The 13,399-nt window shown below is 64.2% G+C and carries 12 protein-coding genes; 6 read left to right on the forward strand and 6 right to left on the reverse strand.

All coding sequences use genetic code 11. From position 1 onward, the window contains the following. The first annotated feature begins 92 nt into the window (after positions 1–92). Complete coding sequence (locus AB7G19_RS31020) at positions 93–1,673, forward strand: fatty acid--CoA ligase (protein ID WP_085403927.1); 1,581 nt, start codon at positions 93–95, stop codon at positions 1,671–1,673. A 177-nt stretch (positions 1,674–1,850) separates the two neighbouring features. Here the strand turns inward: AB7G19_RS31020 and AB7G19_RS31025 are convergent, their stop codons facing one another. Next, complete coding sequence (locus AB7G19_RS31025; protein ID WP_441268724.1) at positions 1,851–3,125, reverse strand: acyl-CoA dehydrogenase family protein; 1,275 nt, start codon at positions 3,123–3,125, stop codon at positions 1,851–1,853. A gap of 212 nt (positions 3,126–3,337) precedes the next feature. On the opposite strand from AB7G19_RS31025, the gene AB7G19_RS31030 reads away from it, so the two are divergent. Next, on the forward strand, positions 3,338–4,117 hold the full coding sequence (locus AB7G19_RS31030) for an enoyl-CoA hydratase-related protein (protein WP_085403929.1): 780 nt from the start codon (positions 3,338–3,340) through the stop codon (positions 4,115–4,117). A 186-nt stretch (positions 4,118–4,303) separates the two neighbouring features. Here the strand turns inward: AB7G19_RS31030 and AB7G19_RS31035 are convergent, their stop codons facing one another. The 3 genes from AB7G19_RS31035 to AB7G19_RS31045 are packed head-to-tail and all read right to left on the reverse strand — an operon-like array spanning position 4,304 to position 6,456. After that, on the reverse strand, positions 4,304–4,681 hold the full coding sequence (locus tag AB7G19_RS31035; RefSeq protein WP_085403930.1) for a DUF6285 domain-containing protein: 378 nt from the start codon (positions 4,679–4,681) through the stop codon (positions 4,304–4,306). Positions 4,682–4,684: 3 nt separating this feature from the next. Beyond that, positions 4,685–5,671: a phosphotransferase family protein gene (locus AB7G19_RS31040; RefSeq protein WP_085403931.1), complete on the reverse strand. Its 987-nt coding sequence runs from the start codon at positions 5,669–5,671 to the stop codon at positions 4,685–4,687. Then, positions 5,668–6,456 carry an enoyl-CoA hydratase/isomerase gene (locus AB7G19_RS31045; protein ID WP_028146899.1) on the reverse strand — a complete coding sequence of 263 codons (789 nt, stop codon included), beginning with the start codon at positions 6,454–6,456 and terminating at the stop codon, positions 5,668–5,670. Before AB7G19_RS31045 ends, AB7G19_RS31040 begins: the two co-directional genes overlap by 4 nt. 179 nt (positions 6,457–6,635) lie before the next feature. On the opposite strand from AB7G19_RS31045, the gene AB7G19_RS31050 reads away from it, so the two are divergent. The 4 genes from AB7G19_RS31050 to AB7G19_RS31065 all read left to right on the forward strand — a co-directional run bounded on the left by AB7G19_RS31050 (position 6,636) and on the right by AB7G19_RS31065 (position 10,259). Next, positions 6,636–7,415 carry an SDR family NAD(P)-dependent oxidoreductase gene (locus AB7G19_RS31050; protein WP_085403932.1) on the forward strand — a complete coding sequence of 260 codons (780 nt, stop codon included), beginning with the start codon at positions 6,636–6,638 and terminating at the stop codon, positions 7,413–7,415. Positions 7,416–7,524: 109 nt separating this feature from the next. Beyond that, positions 7,525–7,905, forward strand: a complete 381-nt coding sequence (locus AB7G19_RS31055; RefSeq protein WP_028146897.1) for a VOC family protein — start codon at positions 7,525–7,527, stop codon at positions 7,903–7,905. Positions 7,906–8,212: 307 nt separating this feature from the next. After that, positions 8,213–9,490 carry an acyl-CoA dehydrogenase family protein gene (locus tag AB7G19_RS31060; protein WP_014496881.1) on the forward strand — a complete coding sequence of 426 codons (1,278 nt, stop codon included), beginning with the start codon at positions 8,213–8,215 and terminating at the stop codon, positions 9,488–9,490. 151 nt (positions 9,491–9,641) lie between these two features. Continuing rightward, positions 9,642–10,259, forward strand: a complete 618-nt coding sequence (locus AB7G19_RS31065) for a flavin reductase family protein (RefSeq protein ID WP_085403933.1) — start codon at positions 9,642–9,644, stop codon at positions 10,257–10,259. Positions 10,260–10,431: 172 nt separating this feature from the next. Here AB7G19_RS31065 and yghU read toward each other — a convergent pair whose 3' ends face one another. Continuing rightward, positions 10,432–11,313 carry a glutathione-dependent disulfide-bond oxidoreductase gene (gene yghU / locus AB7G19_RS31070; protein ID WP_085403934.1) on the reverse strand — a complete coding sequence of 294 codons (882 nt, stop codon included), beginning with the start codon at positions 11,311–11,313 and terminating at the stop codon, positions 10,432–10,434. 180 nt (positions 11,314–11,493) lie between these two features. After that, positions 11,494–13,152 carry a flavin-containing monooxygenase gene (locus AB7G19_RS31075; protein WP_135215958.1) on the reverse strand — a complete coding sequence of 553 codons (1,659 nt, stop codon included), beginning with the start codon at positions 13,150–13,152 and terminating at the stop codon, positions 11,494–11,496. Between the last annotated feature and the right edge of the window lie 247 nt (positions 13,153–13,399).

Genomic DNA, 13,399 nt, shown 5'->3' on the forward strand with positions numbered 1-13,399 from the left:
TCCGGGACGACAGCGGGGCCTCTCCCATCTTGTCTTCACCCGCGGATGACGCCACACTCCCAGACATAAAAACAAGACGCCACGGGAGAGACATGTCCACCACACAGCCATTGGCGAATCTCGCCGACATGGTGCGCGAGCGCGCGACCAGCCGCGGCAACGCGACCGCCTACGAGTTCGAGGGCCGCCTCACCAGCTTTGCCGGGTTTGACGTCAAGACCAACAAGGTCGCCAACGCGTTGATCGCGATGGGTGTCAGACGCGGCGACCGCATCGCCTATCTCGGCAAGAACAGCGATCTCTATTTCGAGCTGCTGATGGGCGCGATGAAGGCCGGTGTGGTGATGGCGCCGGTGAACTGGCGGCTTGCCGGGCCCGAGATCGCGTTCATCGTCGCGGATTGCAAGGCGCCGGTGCTGTTCGTCGGGCCGGAGTTCATCGCGCAGGTCCGCCAGATCAAGGACCAGCTGCCTGGCGTGCGCACCGTCATCACCACTGAAGGCGGCGCGCCGGAATGGCAGGATTTTACGGCCTGGCGCGATGCGCAAAGCGGCGACGACCCGAAGGTGCCGATCGACACGAAGGACATCGCGATCCAGCTCTACACGTCGGGCACGACAGGCAAGCCGAAAGGCGCGATGCTGTCGCATGCGAACTTCCTCAACCTCGTACAAACAGGCAATGCCGAGGACAAGCCGGAGTGGAACCGGTGGTCGACCGACGACGTGTCGCTGGTGGCGATGCCGATCTTCCACATCGGCGGCTCCGGCTGGGGCGTGATGGGACTCTATCACGGCGCCCGCGGCGTGATCGCGCGCGAGTTCGATCCGACCAAGGTGCTGGATTTCTTCGAGCAGTCGGGCATCACCAAGCTGTTCATGGTGCCGGCGGCGATGCAGTTCGTGGTACGGCAGCCGCGCGCGAAGACGGTCGATTTCTCGCGCCTGAAATACATGCTGTATGGCGCCTCGCCCATTCCGGCGGCGCTGCTGAAGGAATGCATCGAGATCTTCAAATGCGGCTTCGTGCAGATGTACGGCATGACCGAGACGACAGGCACCATCGTCGCGCTGCCGCCGGAGGACCACGTCGAGGGCCTCGAGCGGATGCGCTCGGCCGGCAAGGCGCTGCCGGGCGTCGAGATCGCGATTCTGGATGCGGACGGCAAACCGCTGCCGCCGCGCGAGGTCGGCGAGATCGCGACGCGCTCGGGCTCCAACATGGCCGGCTATTGGAATTTACCGGAGGCGACCGCCTCGACCCTGCGCGGCGATGGCTGGCTGCGCACGGGCGACGCCGGCTACATGGACGAGGACGGCTATCTCTACATCCACGACCGCATCAAGGACATGATCATCTCCGGCGGCGAGAACATCTACCCGGCCGAGGTCGAGAGCGCGCTGTGCGATCATCCTGACGTCGCCGAGGCCGCCGTGATCGGCGTGCCCGACGACAAATGGGGCGAAGCCGTGAAGGCCGTCGTGGTGATGAAGCCCGGCAAGCAGGCGACCGCCACCGACATCATCAACTTCACCCGCGAACGTATCGCTGGATTCAAGACACCGAAGAGCGTGGAGTTCTTGCCGGCGCTGCCGCGGAATCCGTCAGGCAAGATCTTGCGGCGGCAGCTGAGGGAGCCGTATTGGGTAGGGAAGGACCGACGGGTGAATTAGCCCCGCTCTATCCGCGTCGTCGTCCCGGGGCGCGCGCAGCGCGAGCCCGGGACCCATAACCACAGGGTGGAGTTTGGCGAAGACACGGAGTTGCCGTCTCGCCTCAAACTACTCCCTGGGGTTATGGGTCCTCCCCGCATTCGCGGGGACGACTCGGGGAGAGATCGCAGCGTCTCTCTAATGCTTCCCCGGCCCCATATACCCGAACAAGAACCCCGCCACCTTCCGCATCTGGATCTCCTCACTCCCCTCCGTGATGCGATAGCGGCGGTGGTGGCGGTAGATGTGCTCGAACGGCTTGTGGCGTGAATAGCCCATGCCGCCGTGGACCTGCATGGCACGGTCGGCGGATTCGCAGCAGAGGCGGTTTGCCCAGTAGTTGCACATGGAGACGCGGTCGGAGAGCGTGCGCTCGATCTGCTCCTCATTGAGCTGGTCCATCTCCCAGGCTGTCTTGCGGATCAACAGGCGCAGCATCTCGGCTTGGGTCGCGAGCTCGACCAGCGGAAACTGGATCGCCTGGTTCTCGGCGAGCGCCTTGCCGAACGGCTTTCGCTCGCGCGCGTACTTCACACTCTCGTTGATGCAGTAGACGGCGGCGCCGAGCGAGCTTGCCGCCTGGCGGATGCGGTTCTGGTGGACAAAGCACTGCGCCAGCGACAGGCCGCGGCCGACTTCGCCGAACAGCGCATCCTCAGGCACGAACACGTCCGTAAAGCTGACGCGCGGATGGTCGGTCGGCATGTTGAAGGTCCACATGTACTCCTCGACCTTCACGCCATGGCTCTTGGCCGGCACCAGGAAGCAGGTGATGCCGCGGGCATCGCCGTCATTGCCCGAGGTGCGCGCGAACAGCGCGCAATGCGTGGCGACGTGCATGCCGGTCGTCCACATCTTCTCGCCGTTGATGATCCAGCCCTTGACGTTGTCGCGGGTCGCGGGCACCGCGCGCGTCTCCATGTGCGTCGCGTCCGAGCCGTGATGCGGCTCCGTCAATCCAAAGGTGATGCGGTACTTGCCCCTGATCGAGCCGCCGATCATCGCCTTCTGGTCGTCGCGGCCATAGCGATCGAGCATGGTGACAACGGGAAAATTGCCGACGATGGAGTGCTCGTTCTGAAGATCGTTGTGCAGGCCGAGACCCTTGGCGGCAAAGTGCTCGCGGATCACAGCCATCCAGAGGTTGGAGCCGTCCTTGCCGCCATATTGCTTCGGCACCGGAAAGCGCAGATGGCCGGCGGCGTCCGCGAGATCCTTGGCCTTGCGCAGCAGCGCTTCCCACTCATGGCGCGGCAGGCCGCCATTGTCGAAATCGGTGCGCGCCCATTCGCGGCGATGGTCGAAGAAGCGGATGTTGTCGTCGGCCTGTTCGAGCGGCTTGATCTCGCGTTCGATGAATCGATCGAGCTCTCCGAGATAGGCGACGAGATCGGCAGGCAATGAGAAATCCACGGCTCTCTCCCGGAGTAGTTTTGTCGTTTTGCGTTAAGGCGCTAACCGCGCTTTTGCTTCGCGCGATTAAGGTGAGAAGTGCGCGCGCAAGTCAAGCAAGGCAAGGCGTGTGACGGGCGCAAGGCGCGCCCGCGCAATTCGATGGTGTCGCGGCGCTGGCACGCGCTAGTATGACGCCAATATTCCTTCACGAGAAAATGCGGGAGCGCGCGATGGATCTGAAATTCTCAAAGGTGGAACGCAAGGGGCCGATCACGATCGTTACGCTGTCGCGGCCCGAGGTCTACAACGCGCTGCACACCGACGCGCATTTCGAGCTCCAGAAGGTGTTTGACGATTTCTCAGCCGATCCCGAGCAGTGGGTCGCGATCGTCACCGGCGCCGGCGACAAGGCGTTCTGCGCCGGCAACGATTTGAAGTGGCAGGCGGCGGGCGGAAAGCGCGGCTGGGACAAGGGCGGCTTTGCCGGCCTTACCTCGCGCTTCGATTGCGACAAGCCGATCATCGCCGCGGTCAACGGCGTCGCCATGGGCGGCGGCTTCGAGATCGCGCTCGCCTGCGACCTGATCATCGCCTCGGAGAATGCGACCTTCGCCCTGCCCGAGCCGCGCGTCGGCCTTGCCGCACTCGCCGGCGGCCTGCACCGGCTGCCGCGCCAGATCGGGCTCAAGCGTGCCATGGGCATGATCCTCACTGCGCGCCATGTCAGCGCCAAGGAGGGCCATGAGCTCGGCTTCGTCAACGAGGTGGTGCCGCAGGGTGAGGCCCTGTCGGGCGCGCTGCGCTGGGCCGAGATGATCACCAAGAACTCGCCGATGTCGATCCGGGCGTCGAAGCAGACCATCCAGAAGGGCCTCGCCGTCTCGCTGGAGCAGGCGATCGAGGAGCAGCGGGAATATCCAGCGGTGAAGGCGATGGTGGCCTCGCAGGATTATATCGAGGGCCCGAAGGCATTCTCGGAGAAGCGGCCGCCGAAATGGGTGGGGAAGTAGAGCGCCGCTCTCCTCGTCACGACGACGGATGCCCCAACACCACAGGTGTCATGCCCCGGCTTGACCGGGGCATCCAGTACGCCGCGGCTTCAACGCATCTCATTGCCGTCTCTGGAATACTGGATCGCCCCCCCTGTGCGCAATTGCGCACTAGGCGGGCGATGACAGCGGAGAATATGGCACCGTCTACCCGCCTCGCCCCAGCTCCCGCTTGTATGAGGCATAGTTCGGCTGGTCGACCGCTAGCTTATCCATTGTGGTCTGCCAGAGATGCTCGGCGAGCCCCGGCGTTGCCAGATCAATCTCACCCTTGGCGATGCGATCGGCGAGCGCGCGGTTGAGATCGGCCACCGGGCCGTCCATGCCGAGCAGCGCGCGCAGCCGCTCCACCTCCTTCGCGTCGCTCCTCTCCTCCTGCGTCAGCTGCCGCGTCACGAGGTCGAGGATGTTGATGGCGACGCGCAGCTTGAAGGCCTGATGGCCGGAGATCAGCGGCGTGATGTCGTTGCCGAGGAAATCGGCGACCGCCTTGGTCAGCTCGGTCGGTGTCGGTTCGTCCTGCATGTGTCAGCTCCCGCGCGGCGCCAGCAGCCGCAACAGATCGATCTCGGTCTCGCTGGCGCGGCGGCCGATCATGGCGCGTTCCATCGAATGATCCGGCCCCTCGCGGAACCGCTGCATCATGCCGCCGCACATGATGCCCCAGCGCAGCGTGCCCATCACTTCCCAGAATTTGACGCGCGCAGGATCGCATTTGCGGCCCGCGGCCTCATAGCCGGCGAACAATTCCTCGCGTGTGCCAAAACCGCCCACCGGCTTGTCGATCTCACCAAAGCGCCAGGAGTTGACGCAGACCCAGCCGAGATCCTCCATGGGATCGCCGAGATGGGCGAGCTCCCAGTCGAGCACGGCGCGGACGCCGTCGGCGCCGATGATGAGATTGCCGTTGCGGAAATCGCCGTGCACCAGCGTGGTCTCGGCCGAGGGGCCGGGATCATGGTCGCGCAGCCAGCGCAGCGCCAGCTCGAACACGGGCTTTGGCCAGTTCAGGCTGCGATAGTCGCGCTCGAACTCGCCGATCTCCTGGGTCGCGGACCGGCTGCGCAGCTCGGGCAGCTTGTCCTGTGGCAGTTTGTGCAGGCCGGCGAGCACGCCGCCGATCTGCCGCGCGAGACGCGGCCGCGCCGCCGCGTACTCATCATCGCGAAGAATCTTACGGGCGATGGTCTCGCCCTCGACCCGCTGCATGATGAAGCCGGTGCCGAGATTTTCGTCGGGCGTCAACACATGCATCACGCGCGGCGACGGCACGCCCGCCTCATAGGCAAGCTGCATCAACTGGGCTTCGGCGGCGAGACCTGCCGCGCGCGTCGGCGCGGCGCCATAGCCCTTCGGCGAGCGGCGCAGGATCGCGCCGATCGGCCCATCGGGATGCTCGATGTCGAAGCGCCAGGTTTCCTGGCTGGCGCCGCCGGACAGTTTTGCCGCGCCGGTGACGCCAGTCGCCCCTTCGCACCAGCGCGCGACGCTGCGGGAGAGCTCGGCCTCGATCATTTGCCTTTGAACTGCGCCGGGCGCTTCTCCAGGAACGCGCCAACGCCTTCACGGAAATCGTCCGTGTCGCCGGCACGCAGCTGGCACTGGAATTCGAGATTGAGCTGATCCTCGAACGAATTTTCGGGGCTGTCCCAGTAGAGCTTGCGGATCAGCGACAGCGCGACCGTCGGGCCGCTGGCGAGATCGCGCGCGAGCTTCATCGCCTCCTCCATCAGCACGCCGTCGTCATAGACGCGGTTGACGAGGCCCCATTCCAGCGCCTTCTCGGCCGGCAGGCGCTCGCCCATCAGCGACAATTCGACCGAACGCGCCCGGCCGATCAGGCGCGGCAGCAGCCAGGTCGAGCCGCAATCCGGCACCAGGCCGATGCGGCGGAAGGCTTGAAGAAAGTAAGAGGACCGCGCGCACAAAATCATGTCGCCGAGCAGCGCGAAGCTCATGCCGGCGCCGGCGGCCGGGCCGTTGACGGCAGTGACGATCGGGCAATGCAGATTGCGGATGCGGCGCAGGAAGGGATGAAAGCCGGTCTCGAGCGTCAGGCCGGCCTTGGTCTTCTTCGACTGGTTGTTGCGCCCTTGCAGATTCGCGCCGGTGCAGAACGCCCGCCCCGCGCCAGTCAGCACCACGCAGCGCACCTCGCCCTTCTTCTCCTCGATCGCGTCGAGGGCATCGGAGAGGCCGCCCAGCATGTCCATGGAGACCGCGTTCATCACCTCCTGATGGTCGAGCCGGAGGATCGCGACCGAGCCATCGAAATCGAGCGTGACGTGTTTGAACTGCATGGTTTCCTCGTCAGTTGGTACTAGCGATGTTTCGCAGACCGGAATTAGTTTTGCCGGGGCGCATATTTGATTTTTGTCGCGGCCTTGTCCATGGTGGTCCGAACATACCTTGTCGTCGTATCGCACAATCTTGCGCGCACAGGCTGGCGCGCGCCCGTGCCAAAAACAGGAAACGCGCCATGAACCTTTTCGACCTCAGCGGCCGCGTCGCCGTGATCACCGGCGGAAATGGCGGTATCGGGCTCGGCATCGCGCAGGCGCTCGCCGGCCAGGGCTGCAACGTCTTGATCTGGGGCCGCAATCCTGACAAGAACAAGGCTGCTGCCGCGAGCATGACGGGCCTCTCCGGCAAGGTCGACACCCGCGTCTGCGACGTCACCGATCCGGCTTCGGTCAATGCCGCGATGAAGGCGACGCTCGACATTTTCGGCCGGGTCGACGGCTGCTTTGCCAATGCCGGTATCGGCGGCGGCGGCCGGCGCTCCTTCATCGAGCGCACCGAGGAAGAGTGGCGCACGATGTTTGCGACCAATCTGGACGGCGTGTTCCACGCTTTCCAGGCCGCCGCAAAACACATGACCGAGCGCGCCAATGCCGGCGATCCCTTCGGCCGGCTGGTCGCGACATCGAGCCTCGCCTCGATCTTCGGCACTGCGCGCAATGAGCACTATGCCGCGACCAAGGCCGCGATCAACGCGCTGGTGCGCGCGCTCGGCGTCGAGCTGGCGCGTCACGGCGTCACCGCGAACGCGATCCTGCCCGGCTGGATCAAGAGCGACATGACCGCGGGCATCATGGCCAACGAGAAGTTCGTCGCCAATGTGATGCCGCGCATTCCGATGCGGCGCTTCGGCGAGGCCAGCGATTTCGGCGGCATCGCGGTGTATCTGATGAGCAAGGCGTCGTCGTATCACACCGCGGATACGTTCGTGATCGACGGCGGCTATACGGCGTTTTGAATCTCGTAGCCCGGATGGAGCGAAGCGTAATCCGGGATTTTCAAAAACAAGCAAGACCCGGATTTCGCTGCGCTCCATCCGGGCTACAAACTCTGAGGGGAATGGGCAAATGTTCTCACACATCATGATCGGCACCAACGACCTGGACAAGGCCAAGGCGTTCTACGACCAGCTGCTCGGCACGCTCGAGGTGCGCCCGGCCAGGGTCGACGGCCATCGCATCTTCTACATCACCAAGACCGGCGTGTTCTCGGTGACGAAGCCGATCAACGGCGAGGCCGCCACGTGTGCGAATGGCAGCACCATCGGCTTTGCCGCCAACTCGCCTGAGCAGGTCGACAAGTGGCACGCCACCGGCGTCGCCGCCGGCGGAACGCCGATCGAGAATCCACCCGGCATCCGCGAGGGCGCAGGGAACAAGCTCTACATCGCTTATTTGCGCGACCTCGACGGCAACAAGATCTGCGCGATGCATCGGCTGCCGAACTGATTGCTCCAGGACGGTGTCATTCCCCGCCTTGTGCGCAATTGCGCACTGGAGCGGGGAATCCAGTACGCCGCGGCTTCTCCGTAAATCGCTGACGTCACGGAGTACTGGATCGCCCGGTCAAGCCGGGCGATGACAACAGTGAGTGCGGCCCGCACCTGCCTCCTCACGCCGTTCAAACAACATTTCAAACACTCTCGCGATATTCCATCGCATGGCATGGGTCGCCTGAAAAAATGCGCGCTCGCGCTTTGGCCGCGCTGCGACTATTCTGCGGCCCAACGCGATCTCAGTGACCCCGGGAGGAACAATGACAAAGCACGCCTACATACCCCGCACCACCAACTACACCCTCAATCCCGGCGACGAGCTCAACGATCTTCGCATGTCGGACCAGGTCCGGCCGCTCTACGATCACGTCAGGAAATTCATCCGCGACACCGTCGAGCCTATGTCGATCGAATTCGCCAAGGCCGGCGAAGGCAAGCAGGATCGCTGGAGCTTTACGCCGAAACAGCTCGAGGTGCTCGAGGTCGCCAAGAACAAGGCCAAGAAGGAAGGCCTCTGGAATTTCTTCCTGCCCGACGACGAGACCGGTCAGGGCCTGAAGAATCTCGACTACGCCTATATCGCCTCCGAGCTCGGCAAGAGCCCGCTGGCCTCCGAGACGATGAACTGCTCGGCGCCGGACACCGGCAACATGGAAGTGCTGGAGCGCGTCGGCACCAAGGAGCAGAAGGAGAAGTGGCTGAAGCCGCTGATGAACGGCGAGATCCGTTCGGCCTATGTCATGACCGAGCCGAACGTCGCCTCCTCCGACGCCAAGAACATTTCGACGACCGCAAAGCTCGTCGGCGACGAATGGGTCATCAACGGCGAGAAATATTACATCTCCGGCGTCGGCGATCCCCGCTGCAAGATCCTCATCGTGATGGTGAAGACCAATCCGGATGCGGCGCCGAGCAAGCAGCAGTCGCAGATCCTGGTGCCGCGCGACACGCCCGGCGTCGAGGTGCTCGGGCCCATGTACGTGTTCGGCCAGGACCACGCCCCGCGCGGCCACATGCACATGCGCTTCAACAACGTCCGCGTGCCCAAGGAGAACATGCTGCTCGGCGAAGGCCGCGGCTTCGAGATCTCGCAGCTCCGCCTCGGCCCGGGCCGCATCCATCACTGCATGCGCACCATCGGCAAGGCCGAGAAGGCGCTGGATCTGATGGTTCAGCGTGGCCTCACCCGCGAGGCCTTCGGCAAGAAGATCGCCCATCTCGGCGGCAACATGCAGATCATCGCGCAGGCGCGCTGCGAGATCGAGGCGATGCGGCTGATGGTGCTGAAGGCCGCCAAGGCGATGGACGTGCTCGGCAACAAGGAGGCCCGCGTCTGGGTGTCCATGGTCAAGGCCATGGTGCCGGAGCGCGCCTGCAAGATCATCGACCAGTCGATCCAGATGCACGGCGCCACCGGCATCTCGCACTGGACCCCGCTCGCGGAGATGTACCAGGACGTCCGCCATCTGCGCTTCGCCGACGGTCCGGACGAGGTGCACTGGATGGTGGTGGGACGCCACGAGTTGAGCATGGCGTAAAAGTCTCTGGCCTCTCCCCGCTCGGGAAGAGCCGTAGGGTGGGCAAAGGCGCGCTCTTCGCGCGCCGTGCCCACCATCGCGGCTTCGCAAGAAGTGGTGGGCACGCTTCGCTTTGCCCACCCTACGAGAGTTTCACTCCTACGGAGCCACCATGGAATACGCCGCCAGCGACCTGACGCCACGCGAGCGCTACAAGGTGCTGACGTCCTTCATCCTGCCACGGCCGATCGCGTGGGTGACCTCGGTCGGGCCGACCGGCGTCGTCAACGCCGCGCCGTTCAGCTTCTTCAACGCCTTCTGCGAAGATCCGCCGCTGTGCATGTTCGCGGCGAACCGGAAGCCCAACGGCCAGGACAAGGACACGTTTCTCAACATCCAGCGCACCGGCGAGTTCGTGGTCAACCTCGCCGACGAGCCGCTGGCGAAGGCCATGCACGAGAGCAGCGGAGATTTTCCCCCTGAAGTGGGCGAGCCTGACTATCTCGGGCTGAAGCTCGCACCGTCGGCGAAGATCGCCGTGCCGCGGCTCGCCGACACGCCCTGGGCGATGGAGTGCAAGCTCTGGAAGATGATCGACGTCAACGACGATCGCCGGCTGATCATGGGCGAAGGCATCCACTTCCATATCCGCGACGAGCTCTGGGACGACAAGGCGATGCGGGTGCACATGGACCGCTATCACCCGATCGGCCGCATGTTCGCCGACCGCTACTGCCGCACGGATGATCGCGTGGTGTTTCCGGCCGCGGAGGGGGCGAAGAGGAAGTAGGCCGCGCCTCGCGCTCCCTCGCCCCGTTCTTACGGGGAGAGGGCTGGGGTGAGGGGCTGCTTCCGAGAAAACAGTGTGAGTTGGACTCGCGGAGAGTCCCCCTCACCCGAATTCGATCTTCGATCGAATTCGACCTCTCCCCGCAAGCGGGGCGAGGTGAAGCGAGCACCGTTTACGTCGCCGCCGGCTCGCCGATCTTGTCCTGCGTCTTGGTGTCGAAATCGCCGGCGTCGTGCCGCTCGTGGAGCTGGCTGGCGGGATCGCCGGAGACGCGGTTGACCATGCGGCCGCGCTTGACGGCCGGGCGCTTGGCGATCTGATCGGTCCAGCGCTGCACGTGCTTGTAGTCCTGCACCGACAGGAATTCGCCGGCGCCATAGACCAGCCCCTTGGCGAGCGCGCCATACCAGGGCCACACCGCGATGTCGGCGATGGTGTACTCATTGCCCGCGAGGTACTCGTTGTCGGCGAGGCGCCGGTCGAGCACGTCGAGCTGGCGCTTGACCTCCATCGCAAAACGGTCGATGGCGTATTCGATCTTGGTCGGCGCGTAGGCGTAGAAGTGACCAAAACCGCCGCCGAGATATGGCGCGCTGCCCATCTGCCAGAACAGCCAGGACATCGCTTCGGTGCGACTCTTGATATCCTTCGGCAGGAAGGCGCCGAACTTCTCGGCGAGGTAGACCAGGATCGAGCCGGATTCGAACACCCGGATCGGCTCGGGACCGGAGCGGTCCACTAGCGCGGGAATTTTCGAGTTCGGGTTGATGTCGACAAAGCCGCTGCCGAACTGGTCGCCATTGCCGATCCTGATCAGCCAGGCGTCGTATTCGGCGCCCTTGTGGCCGAGCGCCAGCAGTTCCTCCAGCATCACCGTGACCTTCACGCCGTTCGGCGTCGCCAGCGAATAGAGCTGGAAGGGATGCTTGCCGACCGGCAGCTCCTTGTCGTGGGTCGCGCCGGCAATGGGGCGGTTGATGCTGGCGAACTGCCCGCCGTTCTCCTTGTTCCAGATCCAGACTTTGGGCGGTACGTAGGCGGGGGCGTCGGTCATGCGGGGGCTCCGGCGAAAAGATGCGCCTGCATTAATTAGCCCGCGAATGGCCGATGGCAAGGGCGCAGAAATGCATTGCCGGGCGGGGCAACTCTACGTTTCGTCATGGCAGGCCACTTCCCCGCCGTCGTTCCGGGCCCGCCGCTCTACGGCGCCCCGGAATGACGATCGGAGCGAGGCTCAGGACGCGGCCGCAGTCAGCCCCTGCTCGGCCCTCTCCAGCAAAAACCCCTCATATCCCTTCGCCGCGACCTCGTCGCAGATCCGGCGGTAGACGCCGACGCCGCCGATATAGGGCATGAAGATGCGCGGCTTGCCTGGAATGTTGGCGCCCATGTACCAGGAATTGGCCTGCGGATAGAGCGTGCCGTGGGCGACCTCGTTGACATGGGCGACCCACTTGTCCTCGGCCTCCCCGCTTGCCTCCATGGTGGCAACACCCTGCCTGCGCATGTGAACGAGGCAATCGGCGATCCAGTCGACATGCTGCTCGATCGAGACGATCATGTTCGAGAGCACCGACGGGCTGCCGGGGCCGGTGATGATGAAGAGGTTCGGAAAGCCCGCGCTCATCAGCCCGAGATAGGTCTTCGGGCCTTCCGCCCACTTCTCGTTCAGCGTCCGTCCGCCCGGGCCACTGATGTCGATCTTCGCGACCGAGCCAGTCATGGCATCGAACCCCGTCGCCATCACCAGCGCATCGACCTCGTGGTCCTTGCCTGCGACACGCACGGCATTCGCGGTGACCTCCTCGATTGGATTGGTCTTGATGTCGACCAGCGAGACGTTCGGCCGGTTGAAGGTCGCGAAATAATCCGTATCGATGCAGATGCGCTTGGTGCCGATCGGATGGCTGTTCGGCTGCAACAGCTTCGCGGTTTCGGGGTCCTTCACGATCTCGGCGATCTTGCCGCGCACGAAGTTCGCCGCGGTATCGTTCGCCGATCGCTCGAGGCCGAGATTGTTGTAGACATACATGAAGGTGAGCCCGCCGCGCTCCCAGCGCGCCGAATATTTGCCATTCCTGGTCTCATCGCTGTCGTCGAGTGCGCCGCGATCGGGTTGCTCGGCGAAAATGCCGTTGCGTGCGATTTCGCGGGCGAAGCGGCGGATCTCCGGATAGGTTTTGCGGACGTTGTTGCGCTCTTCGTCGGTCAGCGCGGCGTTGCGCGCGGGAATCGAAAAATTCGCCGTGCGCTGAAACACGGTGAGATGTCTTGCTTGTTCGGCGATGACGGGCGTCGATTGGATGCCAGACGATCCCGTCCCGATCAAGCCGACGCGCAAGCCCGTGAAGTCGACGTCTTCATGCGGCCAACTGCCAGTGTGGTAGACCGGTCCCTTGAAGCTCTCGAGGCCCTTGATGTCGGGCTTGCGCGCGTTCGAGAGGCAGCCGGTCGCGAGCACGATGAACTGCGCCTCAACCGTCTTGCCGTCGGACGTCGTCACCGACCAGCACTTCGCCCGCGCGTCGAACGCCGCGCGCTCGACGCGGGTGTCGAACTGGATGTCGCGGCGAAGATCAAAACGGTCGGCAACGTGGTTGGCGTAGTTCAGGATCTCCGGCTGCGGCGCGTAGCGCTCGCTCCAGTCCCATTCCTGCTGAAGCTCTTCCGAGAACGAGTAGGAATACTGCATGCTCTCGACATCGCAGCGCGCGCCGGGATAGCGATTCCAGTACCAGGTGCCGCCGACGCCACCGCCCTGCTCATAGACGCGCGCCGAGAAGCCAAGACCGCGCAGGCGGTGCAGCATGTACATGCCGGCAAAGCCCGCGCCGACGACGACCACGTCGTAGGCCTTCACGGTTCGGGCCGGACTCGCTTGCGCTTGCGACATCGGTTGGCGCTCCCTCGCTGTTTTCTCTTTGTTTGCGCCAGCATTCTCACAGACCCACAAAAGCGCAAGAGGCAAATCGGCGGGCTCCGGTCTGTTTATTTTGTGCAGCGGAATGGCTCATCCGCCGCGTGGCGTCTGCACGCAAGATGCGCGGCCAAATCCGGATTGGCATCGCTAGCGACGATGGGCTAGCGTCGAAGCGCCTTCGCTCAAGCAAAGCAACAACAGCAACGCGACGGCTGCCGGG

It is taken from the genome of Bradyrhizobium sp. 215_C5_N1_1 (assembly GCF_052075935.1).
GTDB classification, from domain to species: Bacteria; Pseudomonadota; Alphaproteobacteria; order Rhizobiales; family Xanthobacteraceae; genus Bradyrhizobium; species Bradyrhizobium barranii.